This is a genomic window from Nocardiopsis sp. M1B1 (assembly GCF_052466615.1).
Genome location: NZ_CP196194.1, coordinates 1,310,792 through 1,330,313, shown reverse-complemented (window position 1 = coordinate 1,330,313; position 19,522 = coordinate 1,310,792). Strand labels below are relative to the sequence as shown.

23 protein-coding genes and 1 tRNA gene are annotated in these 19,522 nt (G+C 72.7%); 6 read left to right on the top strand and 18 right to left on the bottom strand.

All coding sequences use genetic code 11. The annotated features are described in order from the left end of the window. The first annotated feature begins 48 nt into the window (after positions 1 to 48). Positions 49 to 1,305: an amidohydrolase family protein gene (locus ACSTA4_RS05975; RefSeq protein ID WP_444962691.1), complete on the top strand. Its 1,257-nt coding sequence runs from the start codon at positions 49 to 51 to the stop codon at positions 1,303 to 1,305. Between the two features lie 104 nt (positions 1,306 to 1,409). Here ACSTA4_RS05975 and ACSTA4_RS05970 read toward each other — a convergent pair whose 3' ends face one another. From ACSTA4_RS05970 to purU, 10 genes are all read right to left on the bottom strand, one after another. Next, a complete protein-coding gene (locus ACSTA4_RS05970) occupies positions 1,410 to 1,670 on the bottom strand; it encodes a type II toxin-antitoxin system RelE family toxin (protein ID WP_248773782.1) in 261 nt (86 codons plus the stop codon). Then, complete coding sequence (locus ACSTA4_RS05965) at positions 1,663 to 1,914, bottom strand: type II toxin-antitoxin system Phd/YefM family antitoxin (protein ID WP_444962690.1); 252 nt, start codon at positions 1,912 to 1,914, stop codon at positions 1,663 to 1,665. Before ACSTA4_RS05965 ends, ACSTA4_RS05970 begins: the two co-directional genes overlap by 8 nt. A gap of 106 nt (positions 1,915 to 2,020) precedes the next feature. Next, a complete protein-coding gene (locus tag ACSTA4_RS05960) occupies positions 2,021 to 2,422 on the bottom strand; it encodes a VOC family protein (RefSeq protein ID WP_248773780.1) in 402 nt (133 codons plus the stop codon). Positions 2,423 to 2,465: 43 nt separating this feature from the next. Continuing rightward, positions 2,466 to 3,056 carry an alkaline shock response membrane anchor protein AmaP gene (locus ACSTA4_RS05955; protein WP_444962689.1) on the bottom strand — a complete coding sequence of 197 codons (591 nt, stop codon included), beginning with the start codon at positions 3,054 to 3,056 and terminating at the stop codon, positions 2,466 to 2,468. 2 nt (positions 3,057 to 3,058) lie between these two features. After that, positions 3,059 to 3,664 (bottom strand): DUF6286 domain-containing protein, encoded by a 606-nt coding sequence (locus ACSTA4_RS05950; protein ID WP_248773778.1) that lies wholly within the window; start codon positions 3,662 to 3,664, stop codon positions 3,059 to 3,061. Between the two features lies 1 nt (position 3,665). After that, positions 3,666 to 4,034: a hypothetical protein gene (locus ACSTA4_RS05945; RefSeq protein WP_444962688.1), complete on the bottom strand. Its 369-nt coding sequence runs from the start codon at positions 4,032 to 4,034 to the stop codon at positions 3,666 to 3,668. A 17-nt stretch (positions 4,035 to 4,051) separates the two neighbouring features. Continuing rightward, entirely contained in the window at positions 4,052 to 4,225 is a 174-nt protein-coding gene (locus ACSTA4_RS05940; RefSeq protein ID WP_444962687.1) for a hypothetical protein, read from the bottom strand. Between the two features lie 37 nt (positions 4,226 to 4,262). Further along, a complete protein-coding gene (locus ACSTA4_RS05935; RefSeq protein ID WP_444962686.1) occupies positions 4,263 to 4,583 on the bottom strand; it encodes a hypothetical protein in 321 nt (106 codons plus the stop codon). Then, complete coding sequence (locus ACSTA4_RS05930; RefSeq protein WP_212641247.1) at positions 4,583 to 5,053, bottom strand: Asp23/Gls24 family envelope stress response protein; 471 nt, start codon at positions 5,051 to 5,053, stop codon at positions 4,583 to 4,585. Before ACSTA4_RS05930 ends, ACSTA4_RS05935 begins: the two co-directional genes overlap by 1 nt. A 355-nt stretch (positions 5,054 to 5,408) precedes the next feature. After that, complete coding sequence (purU, locus tag ACSTA4_RS05925) at positions 5,409 to 6,296, bottom strand: formyltetrahydrofolate deformylase (RefSeq protein ID WP_212641248.1); 888 nt, start codon at positions 6,294 to 6,296, stop codon at positions 5,409 to 5,411. Positions 6,297 to 6,474: 178 nt separating this feature from the next. On the opposite strand from purU, the gene ACSTA4_RS05920 reads away from it, so the two are divergent. Further along, entirely contained in the window at positions 6,475 to 7,701 is a 1,227-nt protein-coding gene (locus ACSTA4_RS05920; protein WP_444962685.1) for an amino acid deaminase/aldolase, read from the top strand. 123 nt (positions 7,702 to 7,824) lie between these two features. Here ACSTA4_RS05920 and ACSTA4_RS05915 read toward each other — a convergent pair whose 3' ends face one another. Further along, positions 7,825 to 8,223, bottom strand: a complete 399-nt coding sequence (locus ACSTA4_RS05915) for a DUF3618 domain-containing protein (protein ID WP_013151464.1) — start codon at positions 8,221 to 8,223, stop codon at positions 7,825 to 7,827. A 15-nt stretch (positions 8,224 to 8,238) separates the two neighbouring features. After that, positions 8,239 to 9,357 carry a CDP-alcohol phosphatidyltransferase family protein gene (locus tag ACSTA4_RS05910; RefSeq protein ID WP_248773773.1) on the bottom strand — a complete coding sequence of 373 codons (1,119 nt, stop codon included), beginning with the start codon at positions 9,355 to 9,357 and terminating at the stop codon, positions 8,239 to 8,241. A gap of 312 nt (positions 9,358 to 9,669) precedes the next feature. On the opposite strand from ACSTA4_RS05910, the gene bcp reads away from it, so the two are divergent. Both bcp and ACSTA4_RS05900 read left to right on the top strand, forming a co-directional pair. Next, positions 9,670 to 10,152, top strand: coding sequence for a thioredoxin-dependent thiol peroxidase (gene bcp / locus ACSTA4_RS05905; protein ID WP_444962684.1), 483 nt, complete (start codon positions 9,670 to 9,672; stop codon positions 10,150 to 10,152). A gap of 91 nt (positions 10,153 to 10,243) precedes the next feature. Beyond that, positions 10,244 to 10,318, top strand: a tRNA-Leu gene (locus tag ACSTA4_RS05900). Positions 10,319 to 10,366: 48 nt separating this feature from the next. Here the strand turns inward: ACSTA4_RS05900 and ACSTA4_RS05895 are convergent. The 4 genes from ACSTA4_RS05895 to ACSTA4_RS05880 form a co-directional block, all read right to left on the bottom strand. After that, positions 10,367 to 11,623 carry a serine/threonine-protein kinase gene (locus ACSTA4_RS05895; protein ID WP_268742336.1) on the bottom strand — a complete coding sequence of 419 codons (1,257 nt, stop codon included), beginning with the start codon at positions 11,621 to 11,623 and terminating at the stop codon, positions 10,367 to 10,369. 252 nt (positions 11,624 to 11,875) lie between these two features. Continuing rightward, positions 11,876 to 13,225 (bottom strand): M16 family metallopeptidase, encoded by a 1,350-nt coding sequence (locus tag ACSTA4_RS05890; protein WP_248773772.1) that lies wholly within the window; start codon positions 13,223 to 13,225, stop codon positions 11,876 to 11,878. A 42-nt stretch (positions 13,226 to 13,267) separates the two neighbouring features. Then, positions 13,268 to 14,596 (bottom strand): M16 family metallopeptidase, encoded by a 1,329-nt coding sequence (locus tag ACSTA4_RS05885; RefSeq protein ID WP_248773771.1) that lies wholly within the window; start codon positions 14,594 to 14,596, stop codon positions 13,268 to 13,270. 153 nt (positions 14,597 to 14,749) lie between these two features. Beyond that, the gene (locus ACSTA4_RS05880) at positions 14,750 to 15,418 is read right to left on the bottom strand and encodes a hypothetical protein (protein WP_444962683.1); all 669 of its coding nucleotides are present in this window, start codon (positions 15,416 to 15,418) and stop codon (positions 14,750 to 14,752) included. Positions 15,419 to 15,543: 125 nt separating this feature from the next. Here ACSTA4_RS05880 and sppA point away from each other — a divergent pair, with 125 nt between their 5' ends. Beyond that, positions 15,544 to 17,232: a signal peptide peptidase SppA gene (gene sppA, locus ACSTA4_RS05875; protein ID WP_444962682.1), complete on the top strand. Its 1,689-nt coding sequence runs from the start codon at positions 15,544 to 15,546 to the stop codon at positions 17,230 to 17,232. Between the two features lie 14 nt (positions 17,233 to 17,246). After that, positions 17,247 to 17,705: a flavin reductase family protein gene (locus ACSTA4_RS05870; protein WP_444964107.1), complete on the top strand. Its 459-nt coding sequence runs from the start codon at positions 17,247 to 17,249 to the stop codon at positions 17,703 to 17,705. Positions 17,706 to 17,877: 172 nt separating this feature from the next. On the opposite strand, the gene ACSTA4_RS05865 is transcribed toward ACSTA4_RS05870, so the two are convergent. Both ACSTA4_RS05865 and ACSTA4_RS05860 read right to left on the bottom strand, forming a co-directional pair. Continuing rightward, the gene (locus ACSTA4_RS05865) at positions 17,878 to 18,780 is read right to left on the bottom strand and encodes an ABC transporter substrate-binding protein (protein WP_444962681.1); all 903 of its coding nucleotides are present in this window, start codon (positions 18,778 to 18,780) and stop codon (positions 17,878 to 17,880) included. Positions 18,781 to 18,844: 64 nt separating this feature from the next. Next, positions 18,845 to 19,522, bottom strand: coding sequence for an ABC transporter permease (locus ACSTA4_RS05860; protein ID WP_444962680.1), 678 nt, complete (start codon positions 19,520 to 19,522; stop codon positions 18,845 to 18,847).

Genomic DNA, 19,522 nt, shown 5'->3' with positions numbered 1-19,522 from the left:
CGTGATGCAACATATATTGCAACAACGCGAACCCCGACGGAGGTATCCATGACCCGCCAGTCAGAACCGCACATCCTCTTCACGGGCGCCGGGCTACTCGACCCCGAGGCGGGCACGAGGACCCCCGGCTCCTGGCTCCTGGTGCGGGACGGCCTCGTCGCGGGCAGCGGCCAGGGAACCCCGCCCGAGGTGGAGTCGCGGGTGCCGACCGTGGACCTGGCGGGGGCCACCCTCATGCCGGGCCTGATCGACGCCCACGTGCACCCGACCGCCTTCAGCGCCGACCTCGGCGCCGCGATGGACCAGTCGCCCGCCTACGTCGCCAGTTACGCGGGCCGTTCCCTGGGCGACATGCTCAGGCGCGGCTTCACCACCGTCCGCGACGTCGCCGGGGGCGACTGGGGACTGGCCAGGGCGGTCGAGGAGGGGCTCGTCGACGGCCCCCGGCTCATGTTCGGCGGCAAGGCGCTGTCGCAGACCGGCGGCCACGGCGACTTCCGCGCGCCCGGCCGACAGGGCAACGACACCCACGCCTGCTGCCCCGGCGCGGGCATCGTCTGCGACGGGCCCGTGGAGTTCCGCCGCGCGGCCCGCGAGCAGCTGCGCACCGGAGCCCACCACCTCAAGATCATGCTCTCGGGCGGCGTGGCCTCCCCCACCGACCGCATCGACTCCACCCAGTCCTCCGAGGACGAGATCCGGGCCGTGGTGGAGGAGGCCGAGGCGGCCAACCGCTACGTGACCGGCCACGCCTACACCGCCCGCGCCGTCAACCGCGGGCTCCGCCTCGGCGTGCGCTGCATCGAGCACGGCAACCTCATCGACGAGAGCAGCATCGAGCTGTTCCTGGAGCACGACGCCTACCTGGTGCCCACCCTGGTCACCTACCAGGAGCTCTCCCGGCAGGGGGCCGCCAACGGGCTGCCCGCGGCCAGCCAGGCCAAGGTGGACACCGTGCTCGACCGGGGGCTGGACGCCCTGCGCATGGCCCACGAGGCCGGGGTGAACCTGGTCTTCGGCAGCGATCTGCTCGGCGGCATGCAGGACCGCCAGAGCCAGGAATTCGCCATCCGCGGCCGGGTCCAGCCCGCCGCGGACGTGCTGCGCGCCGCCACCGTCAACGCCGCCCGGCTGCTGGGGCTGGAGGGGGTCGTCGGCACCCTGCGCGACGGGGCGCGGGCCGACCTCGTCGTGGTCGACGGCGACCCGCTCGCCGACATCGGGGTCCTGGCCTCGCCGGAGACGAGCGTGCGCACCGTGCTGCGCGACGGCCGGATCCGCCACGAGCGCGACGCCGTGCGCTGACGCGGCGGCGGGTGCGGGCCCCGGGGCCCGCGCCCGCCCGTACGGAGCGGGTCCCCTGGTCCTGGACCCGTCCGGAGATCCGGACGGCGGCCGACGCCGGGGACTCAGTCGTACACGCTCGACCTGTGCCCGACCTCGACCACCACGATCACGAGTTCGCCGTTGTCCACGGTGTAGATGACCCGGTAGTCACCGACGCGGAGTCTTCTGTGCCCGGGGATCCCCACCAGAGGAGTGGTTCCGAAGGCGTAGGGGTCCGACTCCAGCTCCGCAAGTTTGCGCAGGACGGTCATCGCCTGCCCGCGCGGGATCTTGCGGAGCTCGGCCTGGGCTTCGATCTTGAAGACCGTCGAGTACCTACTCATCCCGTTCCAGCGTCTCCGCCATGACCTTTGCCAGCGAGACCGTCGGAGAGTCCCGTCGCTCCTCGATGATGCGACGCAACTCCTCCTCTTCGCGCAGTCTGGCCTGCTCCAGCACCTCCATGGGAACGAAGGCGCCCACGGGTCTGCCGTTGCGCGTCACCACCGTGCTGTCACCGGCCCTGGCTCTGTCGATGACCTCCGAGAGGTGGGCGCGGAAATGACGGGAAGTGATCGTCTCAGCCATACCGTCAGCGTACACTAAGTCACTTGTGTACACAATCAACACGGTCGGTGTCTGATCCCGACGGAGCTGGGCGGGTGCGGGCCCCGGGGCCCGCACCCGCCGTCGCTCAGGAGATGGTGGCGGTCGCGTCCATGTACAGGAACTCCCACAGGTGGCCGTCGGGGTCGGCGAAGGAGCGCGAGTACATGCCGGTGTGCTCGGTGGTCCTGGCGTGGGTCGCCCCGGCCACGGCGGCGGCCTCCGCGATCCGGTCCACGTCCTCGCGGCTGTCAGCGCTCAGGCAGGTGATCACCTCCGCGCCCGCGGAGGTGTCGGCCGTCCCCGAGGGCGTGAACTCCGCGAAGAAGGGTTCGGACAGGAACAGGACGCGCGACTGGTCGCTGACGACCATGCACAGCGCCCTGTCGTCGGAGAAGGCCTCGTCGTAGCCGAAGCCCAGCGCGCTGAAGAACTCCCGGGTGGCGTCGACGCTCTTGACGGGCAGGTTCACGAAGGTCATTCGAGTCATGTGGCGAAGCTAACAGCGGGCACCGACAATCGGCGGCAACGGCTCAGGCCAGGCTGCGCCGCGGGTTCTTGGCCGGTGCGGTCATCGACATCCGCACGACGGCCGGGACCTGCTCCAGGTCCAGCGCCCGGCGCAGGTTCGCCAGCGCCTCCGAGCTCACCCGCCGCCACACCCCGGCCACGTCGGCGTCGTCGTCCAGGGTCAGCGCCAGGCGCAGGTGCGGCGCCTCGGCGGACTCGGTCAGCCGCGCGCGGGCGCGGCGCACGCCCGGGTAATCGGCGACCTCCTGCTCCAGGGCACCGCGGGCCACGTTCTCCGACATCTCCACCCGCCCCTGCTCCCCGCGCTCCAGGACCAGGCGCCCCACCGTGTCGTTGAGCCCCTGGGACATCAGCCAGCGCAGGGCCAGGAAACCGGCGACGAAGGCCACCGCGACCGCCGCGTAGGGCACCCACTGCTGGTCGAGCGCCTCCCGGGCCCCGGGGCCGAGCAGAACGCTGTCGGCCGTTCCCCCGCCGAACAGGCCGCGCCCCGCGGCCAGCGACGCCAGCCCCGCGAGGAGCAGCACCGCCCCCACGACCGCCAGCCCCCACCGGTTCCCCCGCGCCGACCTGCGCGACCTGCCACCAGCCATGGTCAACCCTCCGCGTACCGCACGTGGGTGGCGATCCGCATGCTGCGCAGCGGCGCCAGCTCCTCCAACCGCCGCTCCACGGCCGCGGTCACCTCGGCGGGCAGTCCCGCCGACCCGCGCATCCCGGTGCGCGCGTGCACCCGGATCCTGTTGCCGCGCACCGTCACGTGCACGCCTTCGACTCCGCTGACGCCCTCGGCCGCGGCGGCCACCGCCCGGCGCAGCGCGGGCCGGGTCAGCCCCACCACCAGGGCGGGGTCGTCGGTGCGCAGAGCCGTCCAGCGCCCCCGCCCGGGGGCCAGGGCGGCCACGATCAGGGCCAGCCCGATCAGCGCCAGGACCGCCGAGGCGATCTGCACCGACGGCATCGACCAGGTCGTGGTCGCCGCGTAACCGCTGGCCGCGCCGACCGGAATCAGCCCCAGCGGGCTCCCCGCCAGGGCCGAGATCACCTCGGCGGCGGCCACGACGGCCACGAGGAGGATCACGAGGCCCGTGATCACCGCGGGCCAGGACCTCCGCGGACGGAACGTGTGGACGGCCACCCGCCTGGCCCGGCGGTCGACGCCCTGGTCGGGGCGTCCGAGCACCTCTTCCACGGTGGTCATGTCAGCGCACCAACTCCGCGATCTCGATGTCGATGTGGTGGACCCGCTTTCCGGTGATCCGCTCGATCCGCCGCCCGACGTGCCCGCGCACCCGTGCGGCGACCTCGCGCACCGAGTGCGGGTAGCGGACGCCGACCCGCAGCCTGAGCAGCACGACCTCGCCGCTCACCCGGGCCCGCGCCGTGCGCGACCGGGCGGGGAGGGCGCCGGGGACCTCGCGGACCGCGCGCGCGGCCGCCTTCTCGACCACACCGGGTTCGATGACGGTGCGGCCGCCGGGGTCGCGGTCCGCCCCGCTCCGCTCCCGGGCGACCCCGTCGCCCGGGCGTTCCCGCTGTCGGGGAACCGTACTGGTCCGCACTCCGGCCACGTCCGCCCCCTCACGTCTCAGGCGGAGCGCCGCGAGAACACCGCGGTGAGGTCGATCTCGCCCTCCATCGCCCGACCGGCGACGAACCCCGCGATCCCCAGGATCAGGACCAGCGCGAAGGCCGTGAAACCGCCGAACGCGGCGGCCAGACCCAGTACCGTCCCGTAGGACAGTCCGACGATGGGCCACATGGCTTCCCCCTCTTGTCCAGCACCCGATGCTGCCTGTTCAACCACCCGTACGGGCGCCGTCCCGCAGTCCCGCGACCACGTCCTCCACGGACACGTGGACGGTGCGGCCCCCGGCGACCGGGGTCAGGACGCGGCGCAGCTCGGCGGCGATCTCCGGCAGGGGCCGCCCGAACCGGACCACGACGCCGACCTCGACGCTGTCGGCGCGTACCGCCACCCCCAGGACCCGTCCCCCGGGGACGGGCGTGGTCAGCGTGCCGAAACCCCCCGAGGACAGTTCCACCACGTCCGGGAAGCGCTCGGCCTCCCCCGCCAGGCGCCGGGCGACCTCGCCCGGGTCCGCGTCGGCGGCCGCCATCACTGGACCCGGGGCGCGGACTCGCCGTCGTCCTCGCCGCGGTCGTCGTCGGGCAGGTGGATGTCGTCCACCCGGATGTTGATCTCGGTGACCTCCAGCCCGGTCATGCGCTCCACCGCCGAGGTGACGTTGCGGCGCACGGCCGCGGCCAGGTCCTGGATGGCGGCGCCGTACTCGACGACCAGGTCGATGTCGACGGCGGCTTGGCGCTCGCCCACCTCGACCGAGACGCCCCGCGCGACCGAGCCGCTGTCGCCGCCCCGGGTCACGACGTCCCTGACCGCGCCGACCGCCCGCGCGGTCCCGCCGCCCATGGCGTGGACGCCGCCGATCTCACGCGCGGCCATGCCGGCGATCTTGGCGACCACGCCGTCCGCGATCTGGGTGCGCCCGCCCTCCTCGCGGGAGGAGTCCCCCCGGTTCGTCCGGCCCGACTCGCGGGCTCCCGGCACCTTGGTCTCGGTCCTCATGTCCGTCACTGGGTCCCCCTACGCAGTGTGCGGGCCGCACGGGCGGTCGCGGCGCCGAAGGCGCCCCCGGACCGCTCCCCGCGCCTTCCCGGCGGATGTGCCCTCCCAGAGGGCCGGACCGAAACCCGGGCCCGTGTCATGGCCGGAAGGATGTCGAACTGATCACACCATATACATACACACTGTATCCGACAAAGCACTGTGAGTAATTTTTCCTGGTCGGAACGGGCAACGCGCGTCCCATCTCCGACCCAAAACAGCGTCGGGAATCCGGTCGGGCCAGGAAAACGCACGGGGGCGCCCGCGGGCGCCCCCGTGCGGACCGCACCCCGCCGCCGCGCGGCGGGCGTCCGGTTCAGCCGAAGATGACGGTCTTGTCCCCGTTGAGCAGCACGCGGCGCTGCGCGTGCCAGTTGACCGCGCGCGCCAGCGCCACCGACTCCAGGTCCCGGCCGATCGCCGTGAGCTGCTCCGGACTGTGCGTGTGGTCCACCCGGGACACCTCCTGCTCGATGATCGGGCCCTCGTCGAGGTCGGCGGTGACGTAGTGGGCGGTCGCGCCGATCAGCTTCACGCCGCGCGCGTGGGCCTGGTGGTAGGGCCGGGCTCCCTTGAAGCTGGGCAGGAAGGAGTGGTGGATGTTGATGATCCGGCCGGACATCTTGGCGCACAGCTGCTCGGAGAGCACCTGCATGTAGCGCGCCAGGACCACCAGGTCCACGTCGTAGGAGTCGACCAGCTCCAGCAGGCGCGCCTCCTGCTCCTTCTTGCTCCCGGCCGTGACCGGCAGGTGGTGGAAGTCCACGCCGTAGGAGTCGGCGAGGAACTCCAGGTCGGGGTGGTTGGAGACCACCGCGGCGATGTCGGCGTCCAGCAGGCCGCTGCGCTGGCGGTAGAGCAGGTCGTTGAGGCAGTGGCCGAACTTGGACACCATCACGATCATGCGCGGGCGCACGTCGCGGCGGTTGAGGGTCCACTCCACGAACGCGTCGCCGTTCCCGCCGCCGAAGTCCCCCGCCAGCGCCGCGAAGGCGCCGCGCAGGACGTCCTCCCCGGCCACGCCGTCGCCACCCCGCTCGGCCACGAACTGCATCCGCAGGAAGAAGCGTCCCGTGTAGTGGTCGCCGTACTGCTGACTCTCGGTGATGTTGCAACCGTGGTCGGACAGCAGGTTGGCCACAGCGGCGACGATGCCCCGGCTGTCGGGGCACGAAAGGGTCAGGACGTACTCACGCTCACTCATGGAAAGAACCACTCCCGGGGTCGGACGGCTGATCAGCCGTGACACCCCAGGGTATCGCCCCCGCAACACCGGGGGCCGGTTATCGCGAAGCCGCCCGCGGACCGCCCGCCGCAGGGGTACCGCGTCCCCTTTCCCGCCGAGAATATGAAAGACATTCATGTTCTGGCATGCTCAGGACATGACAAGTCTGCGCGAAACGTACGAGTCCGCCACGCGCGAACTCGAAGCCCCCTTCGCCCTCGTCGACCTCGCAGCCCTGCGCGCCAACGCGGCCGACCTGACCCGCCGCGCCCACGGCAGGCCCATCCGGATCGCCAGCAAATCCGTGCGCAGCCGAGAACTGCTGCGCACCGTCCTCGCCCTGCCCGGCTACGCGGGAATCATGGCCTTCACCCTGCCCGAGGCCCTCTGGCTGGCCACCGGCGACCGCCCCCTCAGCGACGACGTCCTCGTCGCCTACCCCACCGTCGACCGCCAGGCCCTGGCCAGGCTCGTGCGCGACCCCCGCGCCGCCCGCGCCATCACCCTGATGGTGGACGACACCGCGCATCTGGACCTGATCGGCGCGGCCGTCGCCGAGGCCGCCGACTCCCGCGGCCCCGACGCCCCGCCGGTCCGGGTGTGCCTGGACGTGGACACCAGCTGGCAGCCCGTGGGACCGCGCCTGCGCGTGGGCACCTACCGCTCCCCCGTGCGCACCCCGGCCCAGGCCGCCGCGTTCGCCCGCGCGGTCGCGGTCCGACCCGAACTGGAGCTGGACGGGATCATGGCCTACGAGGGCCAGATCGCCGGGGTGGGCGACGCCCCGCCCGGCAGGCCGCTCTACGGACGCCTCCTGCGCGCCGTCCAGCGCCGCTCGGCCGTGGAGCTGGCCAAGCGCCGCGCCGCCATCGTGCACGCCGTCAGGGAGGTCGCCGACCTGCGCTTCGTCAACGGCGGCGGCACCGGCAGCCTGCACACCACCGGCCGGGAGAGGGCCGTGACCGAGCTGGCGGCGGGCTCGGGGCTCTACCACCCGCACCTGTTCGACCACTACCGCTCCTTCGGCGGGCGCCCCGCCGCCCTGTTCGCGCTCCCCGTCGTGCGCCGCCCCGGGCCGGGCGTGGCCACCGCCCTCGGCGGCGGCTACCCCGCCTCGGGCCCCGTGAACGCCCACCGCGCCCCGCTCCCCCACCTGCCCGCCGGTCTCTCCTACAGCGTCAACGAAGGCGCGGGCGAGGTGCAGACGCCCCTGCTCGGCGCCGCGGCCGACGGCCTGTCCGTCGGCGACCGGGTGTGGATGCGCCACGCCAAGGCGGGAGAGCTGTGCGAGCGCTTCGACACCCTGCACCTGGTGGACTCCGACACCGGGGAGTACGCGGGCGCCGTGCCCACCTACCGGGGCGAGGGCCAGACCTTCCTCTAGGCGGCGCCGCCCGGGGCCCGCGCGCGGCCGCGGCCCTATACCGGGCACCGCCTCGAACGCCTCCGCGACACACACGGAGGGGCCCGCTGACGCGGACCCCTCCGAACGCGCGCCGGTCCGGCGCTACTTCCTCCTGCGGTGCACCGCCCAGGCCACCACGCCCACGGCGACGACCGCGCCGACGCCGACCGCGAGCAGCAGCGCCTCCGGGGGGAGCTGACCGCGCGACTGGTAGGTGGTGACGACGTGGCCGTCGCCCTTGACGACGATGCTGCCCTCCTCGGGCTCCACCGGGTGGCTCTCCACGCGCACCGCGCCGCCCCCGACCACCAGGGCGCGCGCCTCGTCCACGATCCGGGCGCCGCGTTCGCGGACCCTCTCCATCTGCTTGCGGGCGATGTTGGCGGGCCGGGCCTGCACGCTCAACTCGTCCAGGGTCTCGGCGAGCTGGCGCTGTTCGCGGTTGATCTCGGCGACGACGTCCGCCGGGGTCAGGCGCGGTTCGGTGTCACGTCCCGTCATGGGTGCCTCTCTCCACTAGCGCAGGGTCGTCTGAGAACCCGTGTCCGAGCCGGTGTCCCGGCTCCCTTCCTCCGCGCCGTCGGACGGACCGGAAAATCTCAGCGCGCTGTCGATTCCGTCGACCACGCGGAAGAAGTCCCGCGTGGACAACCACAGTTTATAGATGATGGCGATCTCGAACGCGAGGAGCAAAACACCCGCCACGGCGGTGATCCATCCGATAAGGGACGGCGCGCCGAACACGGCGGCCGCCAGCGGCGCGATCACGAACACCGACATCTGGAACTCGATGCCGCCCACCAGGTGCGTTCTGACCCGTCTGGCGTTGAGGGCCGACCAGAACCGCTGGTACCACGGGAAGCGGTTGCGGAACTCCTGGTGCAGGTCCACCTTGGGCAGGGTGAGGTCGGGCTGCTTGCCCGCCGAGCGCTGGTTGCGGGCCTCGCGCTCGTTCTGGCTGTGCAGGATCTGCTCCAGCACGCCGATGCCGTGGCGCAGCACCGCCTGCTCGCCGCCGTCGCTCATCGTCCGCCCGCCCGCGCCGGTGGCCGAGCCGGTGTCGTCCTCCTCCGGCTCCAGCATCGACAGGGTGGCGCGGGCCCTCTCCAGGGCGGCGGCCAGGTGCGAGCGCATCTCCCTGCGGACCTTGTACACCTGGAGCGCGTTGAGGTAGCGCAGCATGTCCAGGAACACCACGACCAGGGCCAGCCACACGAACCACACCGGCCCGTCGCCCTCGGCGTTCTCGGCGACGACGTACTGTCCGCCCATCAGGGCGACCACGCACACCAGCACCCGGAACCGGTCGGAGACGTAGTCCATCCACGACCCGAACAGCGACTCAGAGCCGGTGAGCCGGGCCAGCTTGCCGTCCGTGCAGTCCATCAGGAAGGACAACAGGTACAGCAGCGCGCCCAGCGCCAGGAAGTGGCGGTAGCCCAGCGAGAAGCAGACGGCCGCGCCGAGCCCCAGGAAGAGCGCGACCACCGTCAGCTGGTTGGGTGTGATCGAGGTGCGGTTGGCCACCAGGCGCACGAGCCGGACCGCGATGGGGTCCACGAGGTAGACCGTCCACCAGGAGTCGCGCTCCTTGAGGGTCCGGGCCCTGACCTCGTCGAGTGTGAATCCAGGCATCGTCGCCAATACTCTCCAAGCGAAGCGGGTGTGTTCCGGCCCGCCGGGCGCCGCCGACGCGGCGTCCCCGGTGCGCGGCGGACGTCGCCGGGGCCGAACGACAGGACGAGTGCGGTCAACAATAGGTGATCGCGCCGCTGGTCACTCCGGATGCGGGCGAACCGAACCGGAATCGCAACCGAACACCGTACCCCCAGCCTGGCACAGCCCGCGAAGCGGCGACTCCCGGGGCACCGGAAGACGGGGGTGGTTAGGGTGAGGGCGAGAGTCGGCGGGGCGGCGCCCCGCCCGCGAACCCAAGGGGGACACCACGTGAGCGACCCGATCCGTCTGGAGCCCGGCGACCAGGCGCCCGACTTCACCCTCGACGACGCCGACGGCAAGCCCGTCACCCTGAGCGAGGTGCTGGCCTCCACCGGCAAGCGCGTCGTCCTGTACTTCTACCCGGCGGCCATGACCCCCGGGTGCACCACGCAGGCCTGCGACTTCCGCGACAACCTGCGCGACTTCGACTCCGCGGGCCTGACCGTCCTGGGCGTGTCCCCGGACACGAGCGACAAGCTGGCCGAGTTCCGCGACAAGGAGGGGCTGACCTTCCCGCTGCTGGGCGACCCGGACAAGGACACCCTGCGCGCCTACGGTGCCTTCGGCGAGAAGAAGAACTACGGCCGCGTCGTGCAGGGCGTCATCCGCTCCACCGTCGTCGTGGGCACCGACGGCCGGGTGGAGAAGGCCTTCTACAACGTGAAGGCCACCGGCCACGTCGACCGGATCAAGCGGGAACTGGGCCTGTGACACGGGTGCCGGGGGCGGCCCCCGGCCGCGGCGGGCGCACGGGCCCGCCGCGGCCGGGCCCCGCGCCCGGCACCGGTACAGTTGTCCGCGAGGGGCCGTAGTCCAACTGGCAGGAGACGGCAGCTTTAGGTGCTGTACAGTGCGGGTTCGAATCCCGCCGGCCCCACCCATCCCACCCCGCCCAGCCCGCGCGGAGGTTCCCGCCGAGGCGGCGCTAACGACCGAGCAGCGCCCAGAGCATGACCGCGAGCAGCACCAGGACGCCGAGGGAGACCGCGGCGATGGTGGCCACCGCGGGCAGGCGGCTGCGCTCGGCGTGCTTGCCCGAACTGGTCAGCCCCAGCGTGTCCGTGGACTCGCGGATCGAGGTCATGATCGAGTTCATCGCCTCGGGGCTGTTGCGCAGCCGCTCGTTGATGGACTCCGCCAGCACGTGCGCGCCCGCCTTGAAGTGCTCGCGGGCCGACTCGCGCTCCTCGCCCTCGGGACGGGGCTCGGCGGGCGTGGCGGTGCCCTGCGCGGCCGTCTCCGGGCTCGTCTCGGGCGCCCACGGCGCCAGAGCCGCGATCCGCAGCATCTTGGTGGCGTTCTCGGCGGTCAGCCGCTCCGAGGGCTCCACCCGGAGCAGACCGGCCAGCACCGGCGCCAGCGGGCCCGCGCTGGCGGCCTCGGCGGGCTCGTCCAGCTGCTCCTGGCGCAGGATCTTGATGTAGCCCTTGCGGTCGTAGGGAGGGTGCCCCTCCACCGCCGCGTACAGGGTGGCTCCCAGGGACCACAGGTCGGACTCGGGTCCCACCGGGCCCGCCTTGGCCCGCTCCGGCGGGATGTAGGCCGGGGAGCCGATGATGCGCCCGGACGCGCTCAGCGCCGACTCGCCGTTCCAGGCGGCCAGCCCGAAGTCGGTGAGTACGACCCGCCCGGCCTGGCTGATCATCACGTTGTCGGGCTTGACGTCGCGGTGCACGATGCCCTCGGCGTGCGCGACCTTGAGCGCGTCGATGAGCTGGAGGCCTATCTCGGCCACGCGCTGGTAGGGCAGCGGGCCGCCCACCTGGATGAGCTCCTCCAGGGTGGAGGCCTCCACCAGCTCCATGACGATCCAGGGGCGGTCGTCCTCGTCCACGACGTCCAGGACGGTGACCAGGCTGGGGTGGGTGAGGCGTCCGGCGACGCGGGCCTCGCGGGTGGTGCGCTGCAGGAGCGACTCGCGCTCGGAGCGGCTCAGGTCCGCGGGCAGGCGCAGCTCCTTGACGGCCACCTCGCGGTCGATGACCAGGTCGGTGGCACGCCAGACCGTGCCGACACCGCCCCTGGCGATCTCCGACACCAACTGGTAGCGCCCCTTGAGCAGGCGCCCCTCGGGACGGGGCTCGGCCGTGTCGGCCGTCTCCGCCCGTGCGGAGGAGCGCGACGCCTCAGGGCGCTGCGTGTGGGGGTTCTCTAGGGAGGACACGGTTATCCACGGGTCCATTCACCGGCCATGGTGGCCTCCTGCGGGAGCATTGCGGTCGCTGTCACCACGTAGGTGCACGGATCACTCGTTATACCAGCAGGACGCCGGATCCATGCTGGTGGTTGCCACATCACGGACACATAGGTTCGCTTTCGTTATGTCCGGCGACGACCCGAGCATGCAGTGACGTAGGTCTCACTCCGCGGCTCCCGTGCCTGTTGGCGGGGGTGGCGCGGGTGCGCGGGCCGACCGCCCGCGCACCCGTCGGCCTCAGGTCCAGAGCGAGTCCGGGGTGCGCACCTCGACCGGGCCCACCCCGGTGTCGGTGAGCGGCTGGCGCAGGCGCTCGGCGTCGCCGACGACCACCACGACCGACTCCTCGGGGCGCAGGTACTCGGTGGCGGCGCTGTCCAGGGACTCCTTGGTGAGCCTCTCGTAACCGGCCCGGACGCGGTCCACGTGGTCCTCGGGCAGGTCGTGCACCACCATGTCGACCAGGGCCCCGGCCATGGCGCGCGCCGTGGCGTAGGTGACTGGCAGGCCCACCGTGTTGGAGTCGCGCACGGCGGACAGCTCCTCCTCGGTGACCCCCGACTCGCGCAGCTTGGCGACCTGCTCCAGCGAGGAGGTGACCGAGTGGGCGGTGGTGTCCGCCTCGACCTGGGCGGACATGAAGAACACCCCGCTGTCGCGGCGCAGGTCGAAACGGGACCCGGCGCCGTAGGTGTAGCCCAGGCGCTCGCGCAGCTCCAGGTTGAGCCGGGAGGTGAACATGCCGCCCAGGACCTCGCTGACGCCCTCGGCGCGCGGCAGGTCCACCTGCGAGCGGGAGGGGGCGCGGTGCGCGATGACCAGGGCGGACTGCACGGAGCCGGGCCGGTCCACGATCAGGACGCGGGGCAGCTCCCCCGGCGGCGGAGCGGGCTCGGTCGGCTCGGGCGCGCGCACGGCCGCGGCGTCGCCGAACACGGTCTTGCCCAGGTCCTCCAGGTCGATCCCGGTGAGGTCGCCGACGACCACGAGGGTCCCGGCCACCGAGGCGACGGAGTCGGCGTGGAAGGCCGCCACGGTCTCGGGGGTGACGTCGGCCAGCTTGACCGGGCCGCCCGCGAGCGGCGTGGCGTAGCGGCCGGTGAACAGCTGCCCGCCCAGGCTGCGCATGGCCAGGGTGCCGGCCGAGGCCGCCTCCAGCCAGAACCGCTCCAGCAGCTGGTCGCGGCGGCGGACGACGTCGTCGGGGTTGAGCGCGGGACGGCGCACCGCGTCGGCGAACAGGCGCACCGCCTCGGGCAGGCGGCCCGCGGGGGCGTCCAGGCCGGTGATGAAGGCGTCCCAGTTGACGCGGGAGACCCACTCGGCGCCGTGGCGCTCCAGGGCGGGCGCCAGGGAGCTGTTGCCTCCGGGGCCGTCCTCCAGGACCTCGCTGGTCAGAGCGCTGACGCCCATGGCGTCGAGCGGCTCGGCGGCACCGCCGTGCGGGTGCACGAGGCGGAGGGAGACGAGCTGTTGGCCGGGTACGTCGACGGCGACGACCGTGCCGCCGCCGACGGTGAGGCGGCGGGGCTTGGGAAAGGTGTAGGACGCTACGGCACCGAGGTCCGGACGCGACTTGTGCGGCATGCTCTGCGGCTCTTTCTGCGGCTTGCGGTAACGGAACCCGGATCAGGCGTCGACGGTGTCGGCCCCGGCCGCCTCGGCGGCCTCGGACTCCTCGGGGTCGAAGCGGACGACGAGCAGGTTGTCGTCGACCAGCACGCGCTCGGCGGCGGCCCGCACCTCCTCGGCGGTGATGTCGTCCCAGCGCCGGGGCCAGGTGTAGGCCAGCTCGGGGTCGTCGAACAGCTGGGTGCAGCTGCTGATGCTGTCGGCGAGCCCGGAGGGGCTGGAGATGGACTGGAGGTGGTCGCGCTCCAGGACGGCGCGGGCCCGGTCCAGCTCCTCCTCGGTGATCCCGGCGGCCAGCTTGGCGATCTCCTCGCGCATGGCCTCCTCCAGCACGTCGCCGCTGACGCCCTCGCGGGAGAGCATGTTCACCAGCATCAGGCTGTCGGTGTAGCGGAACGGCAGGATGTCGGCTGCGCCGCCGCCGTCGTCGGCGGCGATGGGGCGGTCCACCACCAGGGAGCGGTACAGGCGGCTGCCCTGCCCCTGGCCCAGGACGGCCGAGGCCAGGTGCATGACGTCGAACCCGCGCTCGCCGTAGGGGGCGACGCGGAACCCGAGGAAGACCCCGGCGGCGGGCACGGTCTCGGTGACCGCGTCGCGGACCGGGCCGCCCAGCGGGGCCTCCAGGGCGGCGTCGGGCGCCTCGGGGACGCTCTCGCGGGCCGGGATGGGACCGAAGAACTTCTCCACGCGGCCCCGGACGTCCTCGGGATCGAGGTCGCTGACCACGGTGAGCACGCAGTTGTCCGGGCCGTAGTGGGCCTTGTGGAACGACTTGACGTAGTCGAGGTCGGCGGCGTCCAAGTCGGCCATGGAGCCGATGGTCGGGTGGTGGTAGGGGTGGCCCTCGGGGTAGGCCAGGCGCAGGATGCGCTCCAGGGCGGTGCCGTAGGGCTGGTTGTCGTAGCGCTGGCGGCGCTCGTTCTTGACGACGTCGCGCTGGTTGTCCAGGACCTCCTGGGTCATGCCCTCGCGCAGGGTCGCCAGCCGGTCGGCCTCCAGCCACAGGATCCGGTCCAGGGCGTGCTCGGGGACCGTCTCGTAGTAGTTGGTGCGGTCGGTCGAGGTGGAGGCGTTGATGTCGCCGCCGAGCCGCTCGACCTCCTCGAAGTGCTCGCCCTTGGCGACGCCGCCGCTGCCCTGGAACATCAGGTGCTCGAAGAGGTGCGCGAACCCCGTGCGCCCGGGGACCTCGTGCCGGGACCCCACGCCGTACCACAGGTTCACGGAGGCGACCTGGCCCGTGGAGGCCGCAGCGGTCACCAGACGCAATCCGTTGTCGAGCGTGTACTGAACGACACGTCCCGCCGCTCCGATGGTGGTCACCAGTGCTGCCCCCGATTCACGTCGCCTGCGACCGCGCCGCCCGCGCGGGCGGCCGTCGTCGTAACGAGTACGACCCTACGGCCTCATCGGACCGCGGGGACACCCGTTCGGGTAATCGGTCGAACCGAAACCGCGGTGGTCAGTTCCGGGCGGTCAGCTCTGGTAGTCGCTGGTGTCCATGGACAGGGCGATCTCGTCGTACACGGCGGAGTACTGGGAGTCGACCGACCACACGTAGAGCAGGACGTCGCTGACCGGCAGGAACCACATGCGCACCTCGAAGGTGTCGCCGTTGACGCACGCCACGTTCCACACCGAGTGGTGCGAGGTGAGGCCGTCGGCGTGGTCGGTGAAGCCGGGGGCCGCGAGCTCGGCCCCCTCCACGCCGATGCCCCCGGAGGCGGCGGTGTTGAGGCTGCGGCAGCTGCCGGTGTCGGCCGCCCAGCCGCCCTCCTTGTTGAACGCCTCGCCCTCGCCCGGCCAGCCCTGGGGGTGCTTCTCGACCGCGTGGGGGGTCAGCTGCACGGAGCCGTACCCGCAGGGCTCCTGTCCGGGCGGGCTCACGCAGAGCACACCGCCCTCGTTCTGGGTCTGCCAGCCCTCGGGGACCTGCAGGGACACGCCCTCGATGCTCTCGGTGGCGAACTCCTCCGGCGCCGGGGGCTCCGCCGCGGGCAGGGTCCCGCTCTCGCCGAGCCGCAGTTCGGCCTCGCTCCCTCCGGAGCAGGCCGACAGGAGCAGCAGCGCCGCGGCAGCCGCGACCGTTCCCGTGCCGACGCGTGCGGCGCGCGCCCGCCGCCGTCGCCCGTGGATGCCCGCCATGCCGTCGTCCCTCTCGTGGATCCCGTGCTCGAACCACCGTTGACCTTAGCGCGCCCGGCGACCGCATCGCCCTATTCCGCACGTTCCGGACGGCGTTCCACACCCCGGAGCACTACGCTGGGCCCATGGTGGACCTCGCGAAGATCATGAAGACCCGACAGGGCCCCCGGGGGCCGCTGGTTCTGGAGCTGGACCTGACGGAGGGGGTCGCCGACCAGGCCCCCGGGGACCCGTTCAGCCAGATCATGAACCGGCGCAGGCAGCAGTACCTGGACGTCCTGGAGGGGATCCGCCGCGGCGCGCGCGACCCGCGGGTGGCGGCCCTCCTGGTCCGGGTGGACGCCCGGTCCCTGGGATTCGCCAAGGTCCAGGAGCTGCGCCACACCGTCGCCGACTTCCGCGCGGCGGGCAAGCCCGCGGTGGCCTGGGCCGACTCCTTCGGCGAGACCGGCGAGGGGAACCTGCCCTACTACCTGGCCTGCGCGTTCTCGCGCGTGGTCATGGCGCCCACCGGCGTGCTCGGCCTGACCGGCCTGATGATGCGCACGACCTTCGTCAAGGGTGCCCTGGACAAGCTGGACGTGTCCTACGAGGTGGGCGCGCGCCACGAGTACAAGAACGCGATGAACAGCGTCACCGAGACCGGTTACACCGACGCCCAGCGCGAGGCCAGCGACCGGATCGTCACCTCTCTCGGCGACCAGGTCGTCGAGGCCGTCTCCCGGGCCCGGAAGCTTCCCGAGGAGGAGGTGCGCGCGCTCGTCTCCAAGGGCCCGTTCCTGGCCCGCGAGGCGGTCGAACACAAGCTGGTCGACGGACTCGCCCACCGGGACGAGGTGTACGCGCGGCTGTTCGAGGAGCTGAGCGGTGAGCCGCAGCTGCAGTTCGTCACCCGCTACCACCGCAGGCACACCGCACCCCAGCAGCTCTCCCGCAACACCGGGGGCCACATCGCGCTGATCTCGGCCACCGGGACGATCAGCCTGGGCCGGACCCGGCGCTCGCCCCTGGGCGGCGGCACCGTCATGGGCTCGGACACCGTGGCGGCGGCCTTCCGCGCCGCGCGCAAGGACCCCCAGGTCAAGGCGGTCGTGTTCCGGGTGGACAGCCGGGGAGGCTCCCCCACCGCCTCCGACGCGATCCGCCGCGAGAGCGAGCTGACCAGCAAGGCGGGCATCCCCGTGGTGGCCGTGATGGGCGACGTCGCGGCCTCCGGCGGCTACTACGTGACCCTGGGCTCCGACGCGGTCGTCGCGCAGCCGGGCACGCTGACCGGCTCCATCGGCGTGATCACCGGCAAACCGGTCCTGGGTGCGCTGAAGGAGCAGTACGGCGTGACCAGCGACTCCGTGCGCACCGGCGAGCACGCGGGCATGTTCGACACCGACCGGCCCTTCACCGAGTCCGAGTGGGAGCGGGTCAACGCCCTCCTGGACGAGATCTACGAGGACTTCACCGGCAAGGTCGCCGCCGCGCGCGGAATGACCCGCGAGCAGGTGCACGAGGTGGCCCGGGGCAGGGTGTGGACCGGCCGCGACGCCCACGAGCGCGGTCTGGTGGACGAACTGGGCGGCCTGGAGACCGCCGTTCGGCTGGCCCGCGAGAAGGCCGGCGCGGGGCCGCTCCCGCTGCGGCCCTTCCCCCGCGCGCACCCGCTCGACCGGATCCGCCAGCACGAGTCCAGCGAGGACGTGGGGGCCTCGGGCCCGCAGACCGTGGTCAGCGCCTGGGGTCCCCTGGAGCACGTGGCCGTGGCGATGGGGCTGCCGGTCGGCGGCCCGCTGATGATGCCGGGGCTGTGGGAGATCCGTTGACGTACCTGGACGCGATGGCCCTGCTGCCCGTGGGCGTCACGGTGGTGACCGTCGCCGACGGCCGCGACGACGTGGGGGCCACCGTCAGCGCCTTCGGGTCGGTCTCGGCCGACCCGCCCGTGGTGTCGGTCAGCGTGGACGCCAGCGGCTACATGGCCGAGGTGATCGAGGAGGTCGGCGCCTTCGCCGTCAACGTGCTGGGGGGCGGCCAGCGTGCCGTGGCCGGGCGGTTCTCCGCCGAGGGCCGTCCCAGCGCGCGCCTGCTGGTGACGGACCAGCCCCACCACCGGGGCGAGCGCACCCGCGCGATCGTGCTGGACGAGGCCCTGGCCGCACTGGAGTGCTCCGTGCGCCAACGGGTGCTGGTCGGAGACCACGTGGTCTTCTTCGCCGACGTCACCAACCTGCCGGGGGTCCGGGGCGAGGGCCCGGCCCTGGCCCGCCGTTCCGGCCGGTACCGGCTGGTGGAGTAGGCGGCCGGTTCAGCAGGCGGGCCGGTGCGGTGGACGGCGGGGCCGCGGCCCGGGGGGGGGTGGGCGCGCGTGGGCGGCTCGCCCCCGCGGGGCCGAGGCGCGCGGAACCCGCCGCCGCCTCGGCCCCGGCTCTCCCGCGACCGGCGGAAGCCGACCGCCCGAAACCGACCGCTCAGGCCAGCCCCTCCTGCTCCAGCCACTCCTGGGCGACGTCGGCGGCGTTCTCGTTGCCGATGACCACCCGCTCGTTGAGCTGGGTGAGGGCCTCGGTGGTCAGGGCGGCGGAGACGGCGTTCAGCGCACCCCGGGCGGTCTCGTCCACCTGCTCGCCGTTGACCAGCGGGGTGACGTTCTGCGCGCCGAACAGGTTCTCCGGGTCCTCCAGGATCACGAAGTCGTTCGCGGTGATCTGCGGGTCGGTGGTGAACAGGTTGGCCGCCTGGATGTCACCGTCCAGGAGCGCCTGGGTCAGCAGCGCCACCTCCAGGGACCGGAACTCGCCGAACTCCACCCCGTAGACGTCGGCCAGGCCCACCACGCCCTGCTGGCGGGTCTCGAACTCCGGCGGGCCGCCCAGGGTCAGCTCCTCCGCGACGCCGGCCAGGTCCTCCAGGCTGGCCAGGCCGTGCTCCTCGGCGACCTCGCTGGTGACGGTGACCGAGTCCTTGTTCTCCGCGCTGGAGGAGTCCAGGATCTCCAGGCCCTCGGGCAGCGCCTCGGTGACCCTCTGGTTGGTCTCCTCGCTGCTGCCGGTGGGCGCGTTCTCGTCGAGGTAGGCCAGGATCGCGCCGTTGTACTCGGGGAACACCGACAGGTTGCCGGACTCGATCTGCGAGTAGTAGACCTCGCGGCTGCCGATGCCGAGCTGGTATTCGACCTCCACGCCCTCGGCCTCCATGGCCCGGCCGTAGACCTCGGCGAGCAGGGTGGACTCGGGGAAGTCGGCGGAGCCGATGACGACCGCGCCGCCGGAGCCGCCGCCGGACTCACCGCCGCCCTCCTCCGCGTAGGGGTCGCTGGCGCCGCACCCGGTCAGGAGCAGCGCGGCCAGGGGCAGGGCGATTCTCTTGTACATGGAACCTTCTCTCTGGGGTGGCCTGGCCCTGTGACCCGGCCCGGTTCTGTGGTGTGGCCCGGCCCTAGCCCTGCGGCGCGGCCAGGCGCAGACCGGGGGCGACCAGGAGCCGCCGCAGTCCGGCGAACACGAGCGTGGTCAGGACCGCGAGCAGCACCACCAGCACCGATCCGCCGAGCATCATCGTCAGGTCCTGGCGTGCCTGGCCGTCCACGATGTAGCGGCCCAACCCTCCGACCCCCACGTAGGCGGCGATGGTCGCGGTCGCGACCACCTGGACGGCGGCGGTGCGCATGCCGATGAGGATGAGCGGCGCGGCCACGGGCAGTTCGAGGCGCAGCAGCACCTGGTGGCCGCGCATGCCCATCCCGACCGCGGCGTCCCTGAGCCGGGGCTCCACACCCCGCACGCCCTCGTGGGTGTTGACCAGGATCGGGGGCACGGCCAGCGCCACCAGCGCGCACAGCACGGGCACGATCCCGATCCCGGCGGCCAGCACGATGAGGAACAGGACGCCGATGGTGGGCAGGGCGCGGGCGAAGTTGGCGAGGCTGGTGGTCAGGAAGCCGCCCACACCGGTGTGTCCGGTGAGCAGCCCCAGGGGGACCGCGACGGCGGCGGACAGCAGCAGTCCGAGCAGCGAGTAGTAGACGTGTTCGCCCAGACGCGCGGGGATGCCCGCGGCGCCGGTCCACTGGGCGGGGTCGGCGAACCACGCGACCAGGTCGTTGAGGATGTCCAT